The sequence below is a fragment of the Nocardia sp. NPDC047654 genome (genome assembly GCF_043205035.1).
GTDB lineage: Bacteria > Actinomycetota > Actinomycetes > Mycobacteriales > Mycobacteriaceae > Nocardia.
In genome coordinates this window covers 8,306-31,043 of record NZ_JBIDDF010000029.1, presented here as the reverse complement: position 1 = coordinate 31,043, position 22,738 = coordinate 8,306, and the positions used below count along the sequence as shown (strand labels likewise).

Genomic DNA, 22,738 nt, shown 5'->3' with positions numbered 1-22,738 from the left:
AGGTGGTGGCGAGGTCGCGGCGGTCGATCACCGCACATCGGCCACCGTCGACTGGCTGACCACCGTCCTGGCTCGCGGCCATCGCCCAAGAAGTCGCCGGCCTCACCTGACCCTCCTTCTCGGCCGCCCAGCAAAGTGCCGGATGCAGCCTCCGTCTGGCCGCCTACACCTTCTCCGTCGCTACAGCTCCACGGCCGTCGCCAGGTGGAGTACGTCGATGGCCGACCCGCTGCACGGCTACTCGCAGGCGATGCCGTTGTTGTTGCGGTCGAGGTCAGAGCTGTGGGGCCAGGTTCGCCGCGCTGGATGCCGCGGGCGTGGAGGGCGCGGGGTTGGCCGCGCTGTTGCAGCCGCGACTGAGAGCGTGGTCGCTGCGAAAGCGGCGAGAGCGACGACTGTCGCCATCGGGTGGTCACTGTTGCCGGATCTCGAGGTAGCGGGGTGTCGGGAAACGAGCCAGTTCGGACGAGGCACGGGCACTGCTGGACCGCCCGAAACTTCTGCCTACGACATGAGCCGGTAGTCCGCGATCTCGACTCGCCGGGTGCGTCGGTCGTATTCACTGACCAGTCCGGGCCAGTTCGCCGTGATCCGACCGGATTCGGAGCGATACCAGCTCGCACAGGAAGCCCATACCGTCGAGGCGAGCCTGCGCTGCACCTCGGCATCATAGCGTCGCTCGATGTCGGCACGAACGTCGAGCGCGGTTCCCGGACGAGCGTCGAGATGCTCGATGAGTTGGCGGATGTAGCGCGCTTGGCGTTCGAGCATGTAGATGATCGACCCGGAGCCGAGATTGGTGTTCGGGCCGTACATGATGAACAGATTCGGAAAACCGGGAACCGCGATGCCCAGGTAGGCCCGCACGCCCGCGGCCCACACATCGTGCAGGTCGCGACCGTTGTGATCTCGGATCTTCATCGGCGCCAATAGTTCCTGCGCCAGGAAACCTGTCCCGTAGATAATGGCGTCGACCTCGTGCTCGACACCGTCGGCAGTCCGGATTCCTCGGGGGGTGAGCTCGATGATTGTCCCGGTCACCAGGTGCACATTGGTTTCGGTGAGCGAGGCATAGAAGTTGTTGCCGAATAGCACACACTTGCATCCGATCGGATAGTCCGGGGTCAGCGCCGCCCGCAGTTTCTCGTCCGGAATTTGGATGTGCAGATTCCATTTCGCGATCCAGCCGACAAAGCGGCGGATGCTTCGAGCCCCCACAAGACCCAAGGCACCGAGTTCCCCACCCGACCAGCACAGCAGCCGCTCCACGCTTTGCAGCAATGGCCTCCGCCGAAAAGTCAAGCGGTGCAGACGACCGTACGCGGCGTCCGGCTTCGGCAAGATGTAAGGAGCCGATCGCTGAAAGACCGTCAGGTCGGCCACCACCGGCTGGATGCGCGGCACGAACTGGACGGCGCTCGCGCCGGTTCCGATGACCGCCACCCGCTTGCCGGCGAGTTCGTAGTCGTGATTCCACTCCGCGGAATGGAAGCTGACGCCCGCAAACGACTCCCGGCCCGATATTGCCGGAATTGCCGGTCGGGACAGCTGGCCGGTGGCGGGCACCAACACGTCGGCATCCAAAATCTCGCCAGTGTTCGTCTCGATTCGCCACCGTCGCGTTGTCGCATCGAACTCGGCGCCGGTTACCTCTGTGTTGAACCGGATGTGCGGGCGCAGACCGTAGTCGTCCATCAGACGATTCAGGTAGTCTTTGATATCCCGCTGCTCCGAATACCGTCTCGGCCAATTCGGATTCGGGGCGAATGAGAACGAGTAGTACGGCGACGGAACGTCGCATGCCGCACCAGGATAGGTGTTCTCCCGCCAGACTCCCCCCGCCTCGGATGCCTTCTCCAGGATGACGAAATCATGGCGACCGGAGCGCACGAGCTCCAATGCCATCGCCACCCCACCGAATCCTGCACCGACGATGACTACAGCCACAGATCCAGCCTAGCGCCGTATCCTCAGGTACTGCAGCACAATGCGCGACGTCGTGGATGTTGCACCTGGCGCAGCGAAGTCTCAGTTGGTGAATGCCACAGCGCAGGGTCTGCTGTCGGGGCATTGAGTGTGTTTCGGTGCGGGTTCGCTCGGTGGCCATCCGACCGCGGGCGACAGTGAGGATGCGCAGTGCGGCCCGCAGTTGGCCGCGGCGCCGATCGCGCAGGTCGTCGAGGTCGGTGGCGAGTGTCGGCCGTGCCATGGTGCCGAGCTCGAGCGTGCCGCGTTTCTCGTTGCCCCGCAACCGTTTACCGACGGTGCCGATGCCCGGACTGCGCGGTAGCCGGTGCGTTCGAACTTGCCGTCGGCGATCGCGCCGTAGCTGCCGGTGCCTTCGGCAGCGATAAGGACCGACATCACAGTGCCTGGAAAGCCGCCCCAGCCGGGACCCGGTACGCCGGCGCGTATCGACGACATTCTGTTCGCCGTTCGAATGGTCCCGCGGCACCGCTCGGCTCGTCACAGTACATTCGGCACGGTGCGCCTAAAACGTCTGCGCAATCCATCTGTCCCAATAATCCTCGTACCATTCCCGAAGGTTCCGACCGTACGACGTATTGCTGTGACTGCCGGTCTCGAAGCGATAGTGAGCGGCTACTCGCTGCTCCGCCTCGTCGCGGGAGAACTCTCCGTCACGATACCTTTCATAAATTCTGAGATATTTTCCGGCGGCGCTGTGGTTTATGTCGGGTCCGCCGTTCCGGAGTATCTGATGCCGTACGGTGAGCTGCGCCATCACGGCATGGCCTTCGTTCAGCAGCGATCGGTCCACATGATCGGCAACCCATTCCGCCCGGGCTCGGCCCATCGGCGGCGATGGAGCGTCGTTGTAGGGATTACTCGGGTGGGCGTGGTCGATCTCATGCGCAAGCGCATCCGTGGATGCCAGGGCGTTGTCCTTCATATCGCCGTCGAGAACGATAGCCTTCTCGTCGTAGTCGGCATATGTTCCGTCGCCCCTTCTCCCGTAGCGTATGGACCATCCACCCTGCCGCACGTCCTGGATTTTGCGAATGAGGTCCTCGGACATTTCGGCGATTTCATCGACTTCCCGGCCGAGTCCGGACTCGACGGATGCCGAGTAGCCGAGCCGCTGCAGGCTTTTCAGGTACTCCGGAACTTCCGAGGTTCCCCCACGGAGACTGTTCCGTCCGGCGATATCGGCGTCGACTAATTCCGCGACGGAAGTGTTGATTCCTCCGCTGAAATCACGGTAATTTCGATACATGCCTTCCGAGGCTTTCGAGAAGTCACGGCGTAGACCGGCCGCGAGGCCCTGGAAGAGCTGGCGGAGTAGCTTCATGGGAGGCCGTCGGTACCGGGGTGCGGAGATCGTTCGAGGCTCTCATGTACCGACAGACCCCGAAGCAGCTGTGAGCGGGCATCGAATCTGACGTACAACGCTCTCGTCCCGTGCTCCGAGAGGAACGACACCGTCCCTTCGGGTGGAATTCTCGGGTCGATCCGTGCACTCTCGATCGACAATTCGAACCTTGCGGCCATATTCGCTCGGGTGATTCGAATATCACTCGCGACGTGCATGATCACCAGGGCACTCGCCCCGCTTGCCAGCGCTGGCGGGCTACGAAACACGATCGATGCGAATGGCCCACAGTCCGGGTATGCCAGAAATTCGCGGGCATGAGGATCGACGGATCCTACCTCACCGAACTCCACTGCGCATGCCGCGGAGATCCGCTCTGGCGTGAACCGGTTCGGCACTGCCAGTACACTGTCGGCAATCAGACGGATCTCGCGGACATATGACGATGTCATGCTAGGTATTCCTTGGGTTGTGTCCTCGTTACGTCGATGCCTGGGCGACACTTCACGGCAAACTGGATGCCGAATTGCCCCCACCTCAGTTGGCAGCGGGCGCTTCCGTGAAGCATGGCAAGCATGTGGCACCGCGTACATTCCCAACGATGGGAGTAGTTGGGGCAGTGTTCTGGAAGGTAGCGATGGGGTTACCGATAGACGAACAAGCGTGCGGCCGATCGTGTTCTGGTCACTGTCGTCGATCCCTCGTTGCGCCAAAGGCTTTCGATCCGGCGAGCCAGGCCGGGGCGGGTGGGCGTACCCGCGCCAGGAGTCAGTGCCCGCGTCCCGGGTCCCACCGATGTGGACCGAAACCCGCGCCCAGTCGTAGTGGCGTGGCGCGTGCGCACTGGCACCGGCCGAGATCCACTGCCATGCTCGTGTCGACGGCGCGACCACGGGCTCGTCGACGCGGGCCTCGGGGAGCATGCCAAGGTGTGCCAGCACATCGCCCACATCGTGTTGCTCCAGCCACACCCGCGGATACTCACCTGGTCATAACCTTCGTCGGCGGTGAACCACCCGAACGGCGCCTTCGCCGACAACGCGCGCTTCAGCATGGTCACCAGCTGCGGCGTGGTCGCGAACTCGACCTGGCGAGGATTCCAGCAGCGCGGCAGCGATCACGATCGCTAGTCCAGAAGTAGAGGTGCCGTCGACGGCGATCAGCACCGCATCCTTCTCACCCATACGCTCGGTCCGCTGGGAGCGCACACGGCGACACGCCGACGGTGCGGTTGCTCGACGTGCAGCCGCATCGCCGCCCGTGGCAGCGAGCCGCCGTCTCCGGCCCGACCGGGATGGGGACGATCGCCTGCCGGCAGGCAGGAGCGGGTCATGCGCGCCGACCTGAGCGCTGTCGCGGTCGAGAGAACGCCCTCCTTCGGTTGTCGAATTCACTGTCGCCGCCGTTCGCCCTTCGGTCGAGCATTCGCACAGGGCGCTGGACTTTTGTTCAATCAACGCTGAACATTATCTCGATGCCCGGCAAGTGTGCGGCGAGGCGGGAAGCGGTGCGCGCAACCTGGCATTTCTCCGATTGTGTCCGCCAGGGCTTCTTCGCCGTGCCAAAACGATTCGGGCGTCGGCCGCACATTTTGTTCACCAATAGTTCCGGTGACGGGTGTGCACGCTCGCAGTACTGCCGCGGCGTTCTGTGGAGGATTCGACGGGAAATGATCCGGGGGAACCGAGCTTGAAGCCTTTCCCCGAAAAGCGTGGTCTAGGTCGGTTGTCAGCAACGTCGTTGTTACACCCCTGAGTGGCGTGGTTCGCTGTCGGCCCCGCGCGCTCCGGGCGGCTACGGCGCGGGGTCGAGGGCGGGATCCGCAGCGGCACCGAAGGTCTCGGGTGACGTTTGCTGATCAGGTCGATCGGTATACGTAAGTATGTGTTCGAGCATGACATCGCGGAAAGATGTTCGGTGCCCAGCGTTCGCACCGTTCGTTCCGCGCTGCGAGACCGGGCCGATTCCCCCTCCGGCGGGCCGGTGGAGTCACATCGAATCTATCCACCAACGAGCGGTTCGCGTATCACTTGCGGGAAGCCGGAACGGCTGGCAGGCTAACCATCAGCACGCGACTGGACGATCGTCCTGTCGCTTTGCTCGCGGAAGAAAGATTTGCGCATGGGCTTTGGTTTCATCTTCTCAGCAATGGGAAACTGCACGTTCGCCACTGATAAAAGCTTGTGGTATATCGACCACTCCGAAGTGTCGGCATTACCGTCAGTGAAGGCAGCGTCGAGATGTCCGTCTCGATAACCGCCGAGAAACATTTCCACGCGGAATTGCGCGGTCTGATCGCTATCCACGGGGGGTGGCCGAGATCCGGGACCGCCGTGTTCGAGCGACCTCGTACACCCGGTCTCCGGCGCCACCGGGCCGGCGCGCGATCCCGCGCCGCCGGATCGCAGGTCGCGTGGGCCGATAAGGGTTTCTTCCGAGCCGGCGCACGAGGCCACGACCCTGGCGTGTGTGGGATCGGGGTGCTCGCCTGCGCCTCGAGCGGACACTTCGTTACCGATACCTGACCGAAGACTCGGTAGTTCTCGCCAACCCGCGCCGCTGTTCGCGCGCCGGGTTTCTTTGTCGACCCTTGCGATACCCGGGATGTGAAACGTGGACTCAAGCGCTGGTGACTCGTCCGACCGCATGTTGGAGTACTTGAAGAAGGTCACTGTCGAGCTCATGACGACTCGCGACGACCTCACCCAGTTGCGGGAGAAGATCGACGAGCCGATCGCGATCGTCGGGATGAGCTGCCGTTATCCGGGCGGTGTCGAGTCGCCGGAGCAGTTGTGGGATCTGGTCGCGGCGGAAGTGGACGCCGTCGGCGAGTTCCCGGCGGACCGGGGCTGGGACCTCGAGGGACTGTTCGACCCGGACCCGGACCGGTTCGGAAAGGTGTACACGCGGGAGGGCGCCTTCCTGCGTAATGTCGGTGATTTCGACGCGGGTTTCTTCGGCATCGGACCTCGGGAGGCGGCGGCGACGGACCCGCAGCAGCGGCTGCTGCTCGAGGCTTCCTGGGAGGCCCTGGAGAACGCCGGTATCGCCCCGACCTCCCTGCGCGGCAGCGATACCGGCGTGTTCGCCGGTGTGATGTACGAGGACTACGAGCACACCGCCAGGGCAGCCGGACCGACCGCAGAGGGCTACGCGGGTATCGGTTCGACGGGCAGCGTGGTGTCCGGCCGGGTGGCCTACACGCTGGGTCTGGAAGGCCCCGCCGTGTCGGTGGACACGGCGTGCTCGTCCTCGCTGGTAGCCATCCACCTGGCCTGCCAGGCGTTGCGTCGTGGTGAGACGTCGCTCGTGCTGGCCGGCGGTGTCACGGTGATGTCGACGCCGTTCCTGTTCATCGAGTTCTCCCGGCAGCGGGGGCTGTCGCGGGACGGCCGGTGTAAGGCGTTCGCGGCGTCGGCCGACGGGGTGGGCTGGGCCGAGGGCGTGGGTGTGCTGGTGCTGGAGCGTTTGTCGGATGCGCGGCGTTCGGGGCACGAAGTGCTCGCGGTGATTCGTGGTTCGGCGCTGAATCAGGATGGGGCGAGTAACGGTTTGACCGCGCCCAATGGTCCATCGCAGGAGCGGGTGATCGCGGCGGCATTGGCGGCGGCGGGGTTGACCGCGGCTGATGTGGACGTGGTGGAGGCGCACGGGACGGGGACGTCGCTGGGTGATCCGATCGAGGCGCAGGCACTCATCGCCGCTTACGGACAGCAGCGGGACGAACCCCTGCGGATCGGTTCCCTGAAATCGAACATCGGCCATTCGCAGGCAGCGGCTGGTGTCGGCGGTGTGATCAAGATGGTGCAGGCGTTGCGGCACGAGTTGTTGCCGAGGACGCTGCACGTGGATGCTCCTTCGCCGCATGTGGATTGGTCGGCGGGGTCGGTGCGGTTGTTGACGGAGGCGGAGCCCTGGCTTGCGGGGGAGCGGGTGCGTCGGGCCGGTGTGTCGTCGTTCGGGATCAGTGGGACGAACGCGCACGTCATCGTGGAGGAAGCACCTGGCCCTGCGGCATCCGACGACGGCACGGCGGACAGCGACGCCGGCCCAGCCGGCGCCGCGACCGTCGTACCGTTTCTGGTGTCGGCGAAAACCGGCGAGGCGCTTCGCGCCCAGGCGGAGCGGTTGCGCGGGTGGCTGCTCGAGCATCCGGACGCCGACCCGTGGAGCGTGGCGGCCGCGTTGATCGAGACGAGGGCGCAGTGGAACCGCCGCGCTGTCGTCGTCGGCCGCGATCGCGAGCAGTTGCTGGCGGGATTGGCGGACCTGGCGGCCGGTGCCTCCGGTGGCGTGCTCGAAGGTGTGGCCGGCCCAGGGAAGACGGCGTTCTTGTTCACCGGTCAGGGTGCGCAGCATGTCGGCATGGGGGCGGGGTTGTATGCCGCGTTCCCGGTGTTCGCGGCGGCCTTCGACGAATTGTGTGCCGAGTTCGATCGCGCGCTCGGGTCCGGGGTTCCGTTGAAGGACGTTGTTCTCGGGGTGGCGGGTGAGGATCTGGTGCACCGCACCGAGTACACCCAGCCTGCGTTGTTCGCCTACGAGGTGGCGTTGTTCCGGCTCATGGAGTCGTTCGGGGTCGTCCCGGATGTGCTGATCGGCCATTCGATCGGTGAGTTGGTCGCGGCGTATGTGGCGGGTGTGTGGTCGACGGCTGACGCGTGCGCGTTGGTGGCGGCGCGGGGGCGGCTGATGGGGGCGCTGCCCGAAGGCGGCGCCATGCTCGCCGCGGCGGTGACCGAACAGCGGGCCGTCGAGATCACGGCCGACTTCGGGGACCGGTTGTCGGTGGCGGCCGTGAACGGTCCGTCGTCGGTGGTGTTCTCCGGCGACGAGGTCGCCGTCGGGCAGGTCGAACGCCAACTGTCCGACGAGGGGGTCAAGACCTCGCGGCTGCGCGTCAGCCATGCGTTCCATTCCGCGCGGATGGATCCGGTGCTGGCCGAATTCCGCGCCGTGGCGCAGCGGCTGACCTACCGGACGCCCACCGTGGCGGTGGTGTCCAATGTCTCCGGTGTGCTCGCGGAAAGCGAGCTCATCGACCCGGGCTACTGGGTCGAGCAACTGCGCGGTTGCGTGCGGTTCGCGCCGGGCGTGGACGCTCTCGTGACCGCCGGCGTCCGCCGCTTCATCGAGGTCGGCCCGGACGCGGTGCTGGCGGCGACGACACGGCGCTGCCTGGCCGGACACCCCGAGGCCGAGGCCGAGGCGACCGTCGCCGCCGCGTCCCGTCGTTCGGCCGACGAGGTGAGGCAGTACGTCACCATGCTCGCGCAAGCCCACATCGCCGGTGTCGAGGTGAATTGGCGCCCGCTGTTCGCGGGCCGGACGCCGAGCCGCGTGTCGTTGCCGACGTACGCGTTCCAACGCCAGCGGTACTGGTTGGAACCACTCGGGATCGAGGCGGCACTGAAGTCGTCGGATCATCCGATGCTCACCGGCGCCGTGCCGTTGGCGGGGCGGGACGAATGGCTGTTCACCGGCCGGCTGTCGTTGCGGACGCACCCGTGGCTGGCCGACCACGTCGCCTTGGGATCGGTGCTGCTACCGGGCACCGCCCTCGTGGAAATGGCGCTGACCGCGGGTGCCCGGCTCGGCACCGAGTTCGTCGACGAACTGCTGCTGGAAGCGCCGCTGCCGCTCACCGAGGACACCGCGATAGATATCCAGCTGACCGCCGAACCCGCCGACGGCGCGGGCGCGCGCCGGTTCGTGATCCATTCACGCGCGGTCGGGAACGCAGACGCGGATGCGGGGGAGTGGGTGCCGCATGCCAATGGTGTCCTCGTCCCCGCCGCGGAAAGTGTGCCCGCGTGGGTCGAATCGGGATGGCAGATTTCGACGGAGGGCGCCCAATGGCCGCCGGCCGAAGCCGAACCGGTGCCGATCGATAGCCTGTACGACGAGTTGGCGCACCTGGGGTTCGATTACGGTCCGACGTTCCAGGGCGTCACGTCGGCCTGGCGTGACGACGACGACCTGTTCGCCGAAGTGTCGCTCGCGGCCGGGTCCGCCGAGCACGCACCGGCTTTCAGAATCCATCCCGCCCTGCTGGATGCCTCCTTCCATACCGCGATCACCGAACTCGCGCAGGATATGCCCGCGGGCAGGCTGCCGCTGCCGTTCTCGTTCGCCGGTGTGCGGCTGTACCAGGGCGGGGTGGCCGCCGTCCGGGTACGTCTCGAACGGTCCGGAGCCGGACGCATTCGGGTGGCCGCCTTCGACGACACCGGTGCGCCCGTGCTGAGCATCGAAGCGCTCACCGCTCGCCCGGTGGATGCCACGGCGCTCGACCAGCAAACCAATCGCCGTGCGTCCCTGTCGGATCTCGAATGGGTGCAGGTGCCGGCGGTAGCGGGCGGGATGGCCGCGACGGTGGCGCTGGTCGGCGCCGCGCGGGTCACGGGTGCCGCTCGCCGAGTCGCGGAACCGGCCGATCTCCTCGGCGACCAGGCGCCGCCGGAGATCGTCGTCTGGTCGCCGGGCGGGGACGGACGCGTCGTCGGCGATACGCCTTCACGGACACACGCCTGGGTGCGGTCGGCGCTGGAGTTGTTGCAGGCGTGGCAGGCCGAGGAACGCCTGCGCGATACCCGGCTGGTGATTCTGACCAGAGGTTCCATCGAGTTGCCGGATGAAACGCCGGACGTGGCGGGTGCCGCCGTGGGCGGGCTGGTTCGCAGTGCCCAGGCCGAATATCCGGGCCGATTCGTGCTTCTCGACGCTGCGGCAGGGCAGGACCCGACGATCGAGGCCATCACAGCGGCAGCGCGCTCGGACGAGCCGCGGCTGGCCTGGCGCGGCGGTGCGCTGCGGGTCCCGCGGCTGCGCAGACAGCATACGGCGGCGACGGTCGAGGGCGAGGTGTTCGGGGCCGGCGCGGTTCTGGTCACCGGTGGCACGAGCGGTCTGGGGGCCGAGGTCGCCCGCCACGTCGTCGCGGCGCACGGTGCGCGACGCCTGGTGCTGGTGTCACGCCGGGGTGACCGCGCAGACGGGGTAGCTGCGCTGGTCGGCGAGCTCACCGAGGCGGGGGCCCAGGTGCGGGTGGCGGCCTGCGATGTCAGCGACCGTGCCGCGCTGGAGGCACTGCTCGCCGACCTGCCCGGCGACTTCGCGCCGAGTGCGGTGATCCATTCCGCGGGGGTTCTGGATGACGCCACCATCGAGAACTTGTCCGCCGACCGGCTCGACCGGGTACTGGCGTCGAAGGCGGACGCCGCGTGGCATCTGCACGAGCTGACCTGTGATCGGGAACTCTCCGCCTTCGTCCTGTTCTCGTCGGTTGCCGGTGTGGTGGGCACGCCCGGCCAGGGCAACTACGCCGCGGCGAACGCGTTCCTGGACGCGCTGGCGTCCGGGCGCCGGGCCGCGGGACTGCCCGCGGTATCGATCGCTTGGGGATCGTGGAACCAGAGCAGCGGCATGACCAGCGGCTTGCAGGACGCTGTGATGGCACGGATGGGCCGACTGGGCGTGCGGCCGCTGGAGACGGCCGATGGTCTGGCGCTGTTCGATCGCGCGCTTGCCGCGCCGGGGCCCGTCGTCATCGCGACCGAGTTCGACACCGAGGCTCTGGTAGTCCAAGCGCGCGAAGGCGCCCTGCCGCGACTACTGCACTCGGTCGTCCCGGTGCCGGTGCGGCGGGCCGCCGACACGGGCGGAACGTTGGCGCGCCGGCTGGCCGCGGCCCCGGAGCAGGAGCGTGCGGCACTGGTGCTGGACGTCGTACGCGAGCAGATCGCAGGCGTGCTGGGGCATATCTCCGGCGATGCCATCGACCCCACCGCGCCGTTCAGCGAGATCGGGTTCGACTCCCTGGCGGGGGTCGAGTTCCGCAACCGGCTGGCCAAGGCCACCGGCGTACAACTGCCCTCGACGCTGGTCTTCGATCATCCGACCGCCGCGGCGGTGGCGGCATTCGTGCGCTCGCGGGTGGGCGAGGCGACGGAGACCGACGCCGGGCGGGCCGCGCGGGTGACACGCCGGATCCGTACCGATGAGCCGATCGCGATCGTCGGGATGAGCTGCCGGTATCCGGGCGGGGTCGCCTCGCCGGATAGCCTGTGGGAGCTGGTGGCTTCCGGTGCGGACGCGATCGGCGAGTTCCCCGCCGATCGCGGGTGGGATCTGGATCGGCTGTTCGATCCCGACCCCGACCACCCGGGAACCTCCTACCTGGACCGAGGCGGGTTCCTCTCCGGCATGGCGGATTTCGACGCGGGCTTCTTCGGGATCGGTCCACGCGAGGCGGCGGCGATGGATCCCCAGCAGCGGTTGCTGCTGGAGGCTTCGTGGGAAGCGCTGGAGCACGCCGGTATCGATCCGTCGTCACTGCGGGGCAGTGACACCGGTGTATTCACCGGGGTCTCCTATCAGGACTACGAGGAGATCGCCAAGGCCGCGGGTTCGGTGGCCGAAGGCTATATCGGTACCGGGTCGACGAGTAGTGTGCTCTCCGGTCGCGTGGCCTACACATTCGGATTCGAGGGCCCGGCCGTCACGGTCGACACTGCCTGCTCCTCCTCGCTGGTGGCTATCCATCTGGCTTGTCAGGCGCTGCGCCAAGGGGAGAGTTCGCTGGTCCTGGCCAGTGGCGCCCAGGTGATGTCGACACCGTTCATGTTCGTCGAGTTCTCGCGGCAGCGCGGTCTTTCGCGGGACGGGCGGTGCAAGGCTTTCTCGGCTTCCGCCGATGGTGTCGGCTGGGCCGAAGGCGTGGGTGTGCTGGTGCTGGAGCGGCTGTCGGACGCGCGCCGGCTGGGTCACGACGTGCTCGCGGTGATCCGGGGCTCGGCGGTGAATCAGGACGGGGCGTCGAACGGGCTGACCGCGCCGAACGGCCCGTCACAGGAACGGGTGATCGCGGCGGCGCTGGCCAGCGCCGGGCTGGCTCCCGAGGACGTGGACGCGGTGGAGGCCCACGGCACAGGCACACCGCTGGGCGACCCGATCGAAGCGCAGGCGCTGATGGCCACCTACGGGCAGGGTCGGGCCGAGCCGCTGTGGGTGGGCTCGTTGAAGTCGAATATCGGGCATGCCCAGGCCGCCGCCGGCATCGGTGGCGTGATCAAAATGGTGCAGGCGTTGCGGCACGAGATGCTGCCGAAGACGTTGCATGTGGACGCTCCGTCGCCGCACGTGGACTGGTCGGCGGGGGCAGTGCGGTTGCTGACCGAACAGCGGCCATGGTCGGCCTCGGTCGAGCGAGTACGCCGGGCCGGTGTGTCCGCGTTCGGGATCAGCGGCACGAATGCCCATGTCGTCGTGGAAGAAGCGCCCGCGACCCCGCAGGGCTCGTCGACACCGAAATCGGCCGGCACGCCGCCTACGGCACCGGGGATTCCACTGCTGGTTTCGGCGAAGACCGAAGCGGGCCTGCGGGCACAGGCGGCTCGGTTGCACGAGTGGATCCAGGCCCGGCCCGACGCCGACCCGGTGGACGTGGCCTATTCGCTACTGACGACGCGGGCCCGATTCGACCGGCGCGCGGCGGTGGTAGCGGGCGACCGCGCGGCGATGCTGGCCGGACTGGCGGACCTGGCGATCGGTGCGGCGTCGCCGGGGGTGGCCGAGAGCCGCCCCGTCGGCGGGAGAATCGCCTTCTTGTTCACCGGACAGGGGGCGCAGCGTGTCGGCATGGGCGCCGGGCTGTACGCGACGTTTCCGGTCTTCGCGTCGGCGTTCGACGAACTATGCGCCGAGTTCGACGGTCTGCTGGAATTCCCGGCGCCCGGAATATCGCTGAAGGACATCGTCTTCGGTGCGGCGGGCCCGGATCTCCTGCACCGCACGGAGTACACCCAGCCCGCGTTGTTCGCCTACGAGGCGGCGATGGTGCGGTTGGTCGAGTCTTTCGGGATCACCCCGGATGTGCTGATCGGTCACTCGATCGGGGAGCTGGTCGCCGCGTACGTGGCGGGAATGTGGTCGGCCGCCGACGCGTGCGCTGTGGTCGCCGCGCGCGGCCGGCTGATGGGCGCGCTGCCGACCGGGGGCGCGATGCTGGCTGCCGCGATCTCAGCGGAGCGGGCCGCCGCCGCCATCGCCGGACATCGCGGCCTGCTGTCGATCGCGGCGGTGAACGGGCCGTCCGCGAGCGTGATCTCCGGTACCGAAGCGGCCGTCGCCGAGCTGGAAACGGCGCTGGCCGCCGAGGGGATCAAGACGTCGCGATTGCGGGTCAGCCACGCGTTCCACTCGGCATTGATGGAACCGATGCTGCCGGAATTCGAGGCGATGGCCGCCGGTCTGGACTACGGGAGCCCGCTGTTGCCGGTGGTGTCGAACGTGTTCGGCGTCGTCGGAGGCGAGGCGCTCGCCGACTCCCTGTACTGGGCCGGTCACGTCCGCGACACCGTCCGCTACGCGCCGGGGGTCGACACGCTGGTGGACCTGGGTGTCCGGAAGTTCTTCGAGGTCGGACCCGATGCGGTGCTGACAGCGATGACCCGGCAGTGCCTGTCCGAGGAGGTCGGATCCCAGTCCGTCGTGGCGGCGGCGAGCCGGCGCGGCGTCGACGAGGTCACCCAGTTTCTGAGCTTCCTCGGTCATGCCTGTAACGCCGGTGTCGAGGTGAGCTGGGAGCCCCTGCTGGAGGGCCGGTCCCCGATGCGTATTCCCTTGCCCACCTATGCCTTCCAGCGTCGGCGCTATTGGCTGCACGTGATTCGGCCGACCGCGGCGGGCACCATCGACCATCCCATCCTGCTGGACGCGGTGCCGGTGGCGGGCAAAGACGAATGGCTGTTCACCGGGCAGCTGTCGGACGCCCGGCATCCGTGGATCGCCGATCATGTGGTGTTCGGTACGCCGGTGGTACCGGCAACGACTTACCTGGAACTGATGTCGGCGATCGGGGTGCGGCTCGGGGTGCGCTCGGTCGAGGAGATGCAGCTGGACATCCCGCTCGCCCTCGGTGAGCGCGCCGTCGATGTGCAGGTATCGGTCGGCCCGGCCGACGCGGACGGGCGGCGGCGCTTCACCCTCTACTCCCGGACCGCCGACCTCGACGACGCCGAAGCATGGGTCCCCCACGCCGGTGGCGTGCTCGCCGCCGACGCCGGCTTCGACATCGCCACCGGCTGGGATCGGGTTTGGCCGCCCGCCGGCGCGGAGCAGCTCGACGAAGAGGCGACGTATCGGCGGATCGCGCGCCTGGGAATGGAATACGGTCCCGCCTTCCGCGGGATGCGTGCGGCGTGGCGGCGCGGCGACGAGGTGTTCGCCGAGGTATCGCTGGACGACACCACCGTCGCGCAGGCGTCGGGTTACGGCATCCACCCGGCGTTGTTCGACGCCTGTCTGCACCCCGCGCTCGACTTCGTCATGAACGACCTGCCCGCCGGGCGGGTTCCGCTGCCGGTCACGATCGGCGGTCTGCGGCTGTCCCGGTCCGGCTCAGGGCCGGTCCGGGTCCGCGCGGTTGTGTCGGGTGACTACCGGATCCGGATGGATGCGGTGGACGAGACCGGCGCACCGGTACTGACCGCGGAATCCGTGGTGGTGCATCCGGTCGAGCGGCGCACGGTGGAACGGATTCGGTCGAATACGGCGCCGGTGCCGCTGCACGGTCTGGAGTGGGTGCCGCTGTCCACCGGCAATGCCGAGCCTGCGGGATCGATGGCGGTGCTCGGGGCGGGGAGCGTGGCAGGGGTCGGCCTGCGTGTCACCGACCTGCGCGAACCGGTGGACGCCGATCAGGACGAGGTGACGATCGTCTGGGTGGCCGAGACCACCGAGGCGGCGGGCTCCGATCCGGCGCGAGCGGGCAGGCGGTGGGTCACGCGGACACTGGAACTGGCACGGTCGTGGCTGGCCGACACGCGGTACGGCCGGGCACGGCTGGTCGTGGTCACCCGCAACGCACTCGGATTGCCGGGTGAGTCGCCCGACCCGGCGGCCGCGGCCGTCGCGGGCCTGCTGCGCAGCGTTCAGGCGGAACATCCGGGCCGGATCGTGCTGCTCGATCGGGACGGCGATATCGACGCGGCGACGGTGTCGGCGGTGCTGGCCGCGGACGAACCGCAGGTCGCGGTGCGCGACGGCCGGTTGTCGGTGCCGCGGGTGCGCCGGATCGCGGCCGCACCGGAAACGGAGGCGATATCGTTCGGGAACGGCACGGTGCTGGTGACCGGCGGCACCAGTGGGCTGGGCGCGTTGGTCGCGCGACATCTGGTGACCGAGCACGGGGTTCGGCGGCTCTTGCTGGTCTCGCGACGCGGTCGCGACGCCGCAGGGGTCCCGGACCTCATCGCCGACTTGTCGGCGCTGGGCGCCGAAGTGGATGTCCGGGCGTGTGATATCGCGAATCGCGGCGACGTCACCGCTGTACTGGCGGCGGTGCCGGAGCGGTTCCCGTTGTCCGGCATCGTGCATGCCGCCGGTGTGGTGGACGACGGGACGGTCGAGACCCTGACCCCCGGGCAAGTGGACCGGGTGCTGCGCCCGAAGGTGGACGGCACATGGCTGCTGCACGCAGCGACGCGGGACGCGGATCTCTCGGCGTTCGTGGTGTTCTCGTCGGTCGCCGGACTGGCCGGTTCCCCGGGGCAGGGCAACTACGCGTCGGCGAACTCGTTCGCCGACGCGGTGGTCCGGCTGCGCCGTGCCGCGGGCCTGCCGGCGGTATCGGTGGCCTGGGGCCCGTGGAACGCGGACACCGGGATGACCGGCGACCTCGGCGCGTCGGGGTTGGAACGTCTGCGGCGCTCGGGTTTCCGCCCACTCGGCGAGAAGACGGGTCTGTCGCTCTTCGACGCGTCGCTCACTGCAGGCTCGGCGCTGGTGGTCGGCGCGGAATTCGATCGATCGGGACTGGTGGAGCAGGCGGAGGCGGGAACACTGCCGAAACAGCTGAGTGCGCTGGTGCCCTCGTCCGTGCGGTCGGCCGGCGCAGGCGGGGAGCCGGTCGGTCGGCTGGCCTCGGCCACGGCCGCCGACCGCGCCGAGGTGGCCTTGGCCGTGACCCGGGAGCAGGCGGCCGCGGTACTGGGGCACGCCACCGCGGAGGCGATCGGCCCCGATACGGCGTTCACGGAGTTGGGATTCGACTCGCTGGCCGGTGTGGAATTCCGGAACCGGCTCGCCAAGGCCACCGGACTGTCGCTGCCCTCCACCCTGGTCTTCGACCACCCGAGCTCTCGTGCGGTGGCGGGGTTCCTCGTGTCCAGGATCGGAGACGCTCCGGCCGCGCAACCACGCCCGGCACGAGTGACACCGCGGGCCCGCGTCGACGAGCCGATCGCCATCGTCGGAATGAGCTGCCGTTATCCCGGCGGCGTCGGCTCAGCGGAGCAGCTCTGGCAACTACTGGTCTCCGGTACGGACGCGATCACGCCGTTCCCCGCGGATCGAGGATGGGACCTCGATCGGCTGTACCATCCGGATCCGGACCGACCCGGTACCACCTATGTGCGCGAGGGAGGGTTCCTCACCGACGCCGGCGCGTTCGACGCTGCCTTCTTCGGGATCGGCCCTCGTGAGGCGACGGCCATGGATCCGCAGCAGCGGCTGATGCTCGAAGCCGCCTGGGAGGCCCTGGAAGACGCGGGTATCGATCCGACAGTGCTGCGCGGCAGCGATACCGGGGTGTTCGTCGGCGCGACCCCGTCCGGCTACTCCGAGCGGGTGGTCGGTGCGTACGAGGGTTTCCGGATGACCGGGAATTCCGACAGCGTGACCTCGGGACGGGTGGCCTATGTCCTGGGGCTGCAGGGTCCGGCCATGACGGTGGATACGGCGTGCTCGTCATCGCTGGTGGCGCTGCACCTCGCCTGCCAGGCGCTGCGGAACGGGGAGACCTCGCTGGCACTGGCCGGCGGCGTCACGGTGTCGGGAAGCCCGGAATTGTACGTGGACTTCGCGCGCCAGCGGGGGCTGGCGCCCGACGGGCGGTGTAAGTCGTTCGCCGCCGCCGCGGACGGTGTCGGTTGGTCGGAAGGGGTCGGCGTGCTGGCCCTCGAACGACTCTCGGACGCCCGGCGGTCGGGCCACGAGGTGCTGGCGGTGATCCGGGGTTCGGCGGTGAATCAGGACGGCGCGTCGAACGGTCTGACCGCTCCGAACGGTCCGTCGCAGGAACGCGTGATCGCGGCGGCACTGGCGGCCGCAGGCCTGGAACCGGCCGACGTCGACGCGGTGGAGGCACACGGTACGGGGACCCCGCTGGGAGATCCCATCGAAGCGCAGGCATTGATCGCGACCTACGGGCAGGGGCGGCGCGAACCCGTGCGGATCGGTTCCCTGAAATCGAACATCGGTCATTCGGTCGCAGCCTCAGGGGTGGGCGGTGTGATCAAGATGGTGCAGGCGTTGCGGCACGAGTTGTTGCCGAGGACGCTGCACGTGGATGCTCCTTCGCCGCATGTGGATTGGTCGGCGGGGTCGGTGCGGTTGTTGAGGGAGGCGGAGCCCTGGCTTGCGGGGGAGCGGGTGCGTCGGGCCGGTGTGTCGTCGTTCGGGATCAGTGGAACGAACGCGCACGTCGTTATCGAAGAAGCGCCCGCACGCGACGAACGGCCTGCCGTGCGCAACCACAGATCCGACTCGGACGGAGTGATCGCGTGGGCGGTGTCGGCGAAATCGGAAGCGGGCCTGCGGGCGCAAGCTGACCGGCTGCGTGCGTGGGCGGTCGAGCATTCGGACGCCGATGCCCGTTCTATCGGGCGCTCACTGGTGGAGACCCGCGCGCAGTTGGAGTGGCGTGGCGCCGTGGTCGGCCACGATCGGGGCGAATTGCTGGCCGGACTGGCGGAATTGGCCGCAGGTTCGGGATCCGGCGTGGTCGAGGGGACGGCCGGATCGGGTAGAACCGCGTTCCTGTTCACCGGCCAGGGCGCACAGCGGGTGGGCATGGGCGCCGAGCTGTACTCTGCCTACCCCGTATTCGCCGACGCGCTGGACGAAGTGTGCGCCGAGTTCGACCGTCTGCTGGAGAACTCGCCCGGTGGGGCGAATTCGCCGTCGGGCGGCGATCGGGTGTCGTTGCGGGAAGTGATGTTCGCTGATCCGTCGGGTGTGCTGAATCGGACGGAGTGGACGCAGCCTGCGTTGTTCGCGTTCGAGGTGGCGTTGTTCCGGCTGGTGGAGTCGTTCGGTGTGGTGCCGGACGCGTTGATCGGGCACTCGCTCGGTGAGTTGGTGGCGGCGTTCGTGGCCGGGGTGTGGTCGCTGCCGGACGCGTGCGCGCTGGTGGCGGCGCGGGGACGGTTGATGGGTGCGCTGCCGGAGGGCGGGGCCATGCTCGCGGTCTCGCTCTCCGAAGCCGAGGCGGCTCAACTGCTCACCGGCTTCGGCGACCGAGCGTCGATCGCGGCGGTGAACGGACCGGACGCGGTGGTGCTCTCCGGTGACGCGGACGTGGTCGACGAATTGGAGCAGACCCTCGGGGTACAGGGACACAAGACGACGCGGCTGCAGGTGAGCCACGCATTCCACTCCGCACGGATGGAACCGGCGCTGGCCGACTTCCACGCTGTCGCCGAAAAACTGACCTATCGGGAACCGATGGTGCCGATCGTGTCGAATGTGACCGGTGCGGTGGGCGAGGCGTTCACCGACCCGGAGTACTGGGTCGGGCAGATCCGCGTCGCCGTCCGGTTCGCGCCCGGCATCCGGGCGCTCGCCGACACCGGTGTGCGCCGGTTCCTCGAAATAGGCCCGGATGCGGTGCTCGCAGCCATGGCGCGCAGATGCCTCGGGGACGATCGCGCGGGCGGATGGCTGACGGCCGCGGCATCCCGCCGCACGGGAGCGGAACCGCGGCAGTTCGTGACCTTCCTGGCGCGCGCCCACGTCGCCGGAGTCGGTGTTGATTGGCGGCCGCTGTGGGAGCGCAGCTCGGCACGCCGGATTGCATTGCCGACGTACGCGTTCCGGCACCAGCGGTATTGGTTGGCCGCCACCGAACACACGGGCGACGTCCGGTCCTCCGGTCTGGACGATGTCGACCATCCGCTGCTCGGCGCCGCGGTCTGGCTGCCCGACTCGCACGGTGTGGTGTCCACCGGCCGGTTGTCGCTGTCGAGCCATCCGTGGCTCGCCGATCACATGATCGGCGGGACGGTGCTGTTGCCGGGCACGGCTTTCGCAGAGCTGGCCCTGCACATCGGCGCGATGACGGGCAACCCGCGCCTGGCCGAACTCGTGGTGACAGCGCCGCTGGCGGTGCCGGCCGACGGCTCGGTCGAATTGCGCGTGCTGGCGGACGGCCCCGACGACACCGGCGCGCGTGCGGTCTCGGTGTATTCGCGTCCACATCGTGCCGGCGCGCCGGAACAGCCGGAATGGATCCGGCACGCCACCGGAACCCTTGTCGCGCAAGCACCGACCGCCCCGGCCGAGATGAGTTCGATGACGGGGACCTGGCCACCGGCCGCGGCGCTGCCGGTGGATATCAGCGATATGTATACCGAGCTGGCCGAACGCGGCTACGGGCACGGGCCGCTGTTCCAGGGATTGACCGCGCTGTGGCGGCGCGGCGACGAGGTCTTCGCCGAGGTGCGTCTGCCGGAACAGGACCATTCGGCAGCCGACCGGTTCGGTGTGCATCCCGCGTTGCTGGATGCGGCACTGCACGCGATCCGGTTCACCGGGCTCACCGGGGAGCCTGCCCCGGAAGAGATCTACGTGCCCTACTCCTGGGAGAACGTGGACCTGTATGCCGTGGGCGCGGGCACGGCGCGGGTGCGGTTGGCCGCGGCCGACCCCGGATCCGGTAATCGGGACAACCAGCCGATCGCGGTGACGCTCACCGATCCGAACGGGCAGCAGATCTTACGGATCTCGGCGTTGACCATGCGCCCGATTCCGATCGACACGCTGCGTTCCGCCGGCGCCACCCGGGGGCACGCCCCGTATCGGCTCCGGTGGGTGCCGGTGCCGGCCGCAGAGCGCGCCGCCCTCGTCACGGACGAGTACTGGTCGCGCATCGGCGCAGACGAGACCGTGCGCGTCGATGGAGGTTCCGTCGCCGTGATCCGGGTCGAGGACACACCGACGGACAGCGATGTGCCCGACGTGGTGCGCAGGCGGCTCGCCGATACGGCTGCGCGGGTCACCGGACTCCTGACCCACCACGACCGTGTCGTCGTCGTCACCCAGGGGGCGGTCGCCGTGACGCCCGCCGCACCGGTGGATCTCGCCGGCGCGGCGGTGTGGGGACTACTGCGCAGCGGGCAACACGAGAACCCGGGCCGGATCGTCCTCGTCGACGTGGCGGACCGGGCGGGGTACCGCCGTTCCGTCGCGACCGTGCTGGCCATGGCGGACGAATCCCAGGTGGCCGTGCGCGACGGTGTGGTGTATGTGCCGCGGTTGAGCCGGGGCGGGGCGGACGCGGATCGAACACGCGCGCCGCGACCGCGCCCCGACGGCACGGTGCTGATCACCGGTGGTACCGGGAGCCTGGGTGCGCTCACGGCCCGACACCTCGTCGTCGAGCACGGTGTGCGAAGGGTGCTGGTGGCGAGCAGGCGCGGTGCGGAGGCGCCGGGCGCCACGGAATTGGCGGCGGAACTGACCGCACTGGGCGCACACGTCGAGGTGCGGCCCTGTGACGTGAGCGACCGGGCGGCAGTCGACCGGCTGCTGTCGACCATTCCGCCGGAACATCCGCTGACCGCGGTGGTCCACACCGCGGGTACCCTCGCCGACGGACTCATGACCGACCTCACCCCGGCGCGACTCGCGACGGTGCTGCGGCCGAAGGCCGACGCGGCCTGGCATCTGCACGAAGCCACCGCCGATCTCGAGTTGTCGATGTTCGTGCTCTTCTCCTCATTCGCGGGGACGATCGGAAGCCCGGGCCAGGCCAACTACGCGGCGGCGAACGCCTTCCTCGACGCGCTCGCCCAGCACCGGCACCAGCGTGGATTGCCCGCCACCTCCATCGCGTGGGGACCGTGGCGCGGTGAGAGCGGAATGACGAGCACCCTCACCGACACCGACATCGCGCGAATGCGCCGTGAAGGCGTGATACCGCTGGACGACGAGTACGGAATGGCGTTGTTGGACAGCGCCGTGGCAGCCTGCGCGCCGACCGGTGTGGGCGCGCGTCTCGATCCCGCGGTGCTGAACGCCCGGGCCGCCGCGGGGGCGTTGCCCAGGATGCTCAGTTCCCTGGTCACCGCCGCGCCGCGACGGGCAGGCGGGGCGCGATCGCTGGCACAGCAGCTGGCCGCGACTGCCGAAGAGGAGCACGCCGCGGTCGTACTCGCGGCCGTTCGCGAGCACATCGCCGCGAGTCTCGGTCACACCTCCGGCGACGCGATCGATCCGCGGGCCCCGTTCACCGAACTGGGTTTCGACTCGCTGGCGGGCATCGAGTTCCGCAATCGCCTGGCCAAGGCCACTGGACTGTCCCTGCCGTCGACACTCGTCTTCGACCATCCCACCGGCGAGGTCCTGGCGGCGTACGTCGCTTCCCGCATTTCGGAGATGGTGCCCACGGAAGTGGACGCGCCCGCGGCCGCGGCGCCCGCGGAAACCGGGACCAGGGGTGCGCTCACCGAACTGGTACTGGCCGCGCACCGGCGCGGCCGGGTCGGCGCCGCGATACCGATGCTGCGGGAAAGCGCCGAACTCGCCGATACCTTCACCGAGGCAACCGGGCAGGGCGATCCGGCGCCGATTCCACTGAGCAGGGGGACCGGACAGGCGACACTGCTATGTGTTCCGTCGTTCGTGGTCGGCACCGGGCCACACCAGTTCGCCCGGCTGGCCAGGGAACTCGGCGCCGATCGGTCGATCGCGGCACTGCGTCTGCCCGGTACACAGCCGGGCGAGGCGTTGCCCGAATCGTGGGACGTACTGCTGGATCATCTGGCGGCGGCGGTGGAAAACCGCGGTGACGACCGGCCCGTCGTACTCCTCGGCTATTCGGCAGGCGGCGCGATCGCGCATGCGCTGGCGCATCGGCTCGAGCAGAACGGACGCGGTCCGTCCGCGGTGATCCTGCTCGACACGTATTCACCCGATGACCCGGAACAGAACCGCCGTGTGCTGTTGAGCGCGATCGGTTCCGTGCTCGACCTCGGCCACGAGGTCACCGAGATCGGTGATCACGGTCTGGTCGCCATGGCGAAATACGCGCGGCTGTTCGAGAAACGCCGGCCACTGTCGATCACCGCGCCGACGTTCGATCTGCGTGCCGCGACGCCCCTGCCGGGGCTGGACCTCGCCGAGCCGGTACCGGCCTGGTTGCACACCGGCGAGACGGTCGAGCTCGACGCCGACCACTTCTCGATCATCGGGGCGGCCACCTCGGCAGTCGCGGCCGAGATACGACGCTGGCTGGGCGAACTCGATGAAAAGGAGCCGACGCTCGCGCGCTCGGCGACCGGTGGTGATGGTGGTTCGCGATGACCGCCGGGCAGGCGTGACACGTGGCATCGAAGAGGCGAGACA

Annotated in this window: 5 protein-coding genes; 2 read left to right on the top strand and 3 right to left on the bottom strand. The window is 68.6% G+C overall.

Annotated elements, in window-relative coordinates; all coding sequences use genetic code 11:
• Positions 1-504: 504 nt before the first annotated feature.
• Complete coding sequence (locus tag ACGF7Y_RS35555; RefSeq protein ID WP_393242012.1) at positions 505-1,947, bottom strand: flavin-containing monooxygenase; 1,443 nt, start codon at positions 1,945-1,947, stop codon at positions 505-507.
• A 544-nt stretch (positions 1,948-2,491) separates the two neighbouring features.
• Positions 2,492-3,310: a hypothetical protein gene (locus ACGF7Y_RS35550; protein ID WP_393242009.1), complete on the bottom strand. Its 819-nt coding sequence runs from the start codon at positions 3,308-3,310 to the stop codon at positions 2,492-2,494.
• A gap of 1,028 nt (positions 3,311-4,338) precedes the next feature.
• Here ACGF7Y_RS35550 and ACGF7Y_RS35545 point away from each other — a divergent pair.
• Positions 4,339-4,461 carry a hypothetical protein gene (locus ACGF7Y_RS35545; protein ID WP_393242007.1) on the top strand — a complete coding sequence of 41 codons (123 nt, stop codon included), beginning with the start codon at positions 4,339-4,341 and terminating at the stop codon, positions 4,459-4,461.
• A gap of 927 nt (positions 4,462-5,388) precedes the next feature.
• Here the strand turns inward: ACGF7Y_RS35545 and ACGF7Y_RS35540 are convergent.
• Positions 5,389-5,637, bottom strand: coding sequence for a hypothetical protein (locus ACGF7Y_RS35540; RefSeq protein ID WP_393242004.1), 249 nt, complete (start codon positions 5,635-5,637; stop codon positions 5,389-5,391).
• A gap of 340 nt (positions 5,638-5,977) precedes the next feature.
• Here ACGF7Y_RS35540 and ACGF7Y_RS35535 point away from each other — a divergent pair, with 340 nt between their 5' ends.
• Positions 5,978-22,696, top strand: coding sequence for an SDR family NAD(P)-dependent oxidoreductase (locus tag ACGF7Y_RS35535; protein WP_393242037.1), 16,719 nt, complete (start codon positions 5,978-5,980; stop codon positions 22,694-22,696).
• Positions 22,697-22,738 lie beyond the last annotated feature (42 nt).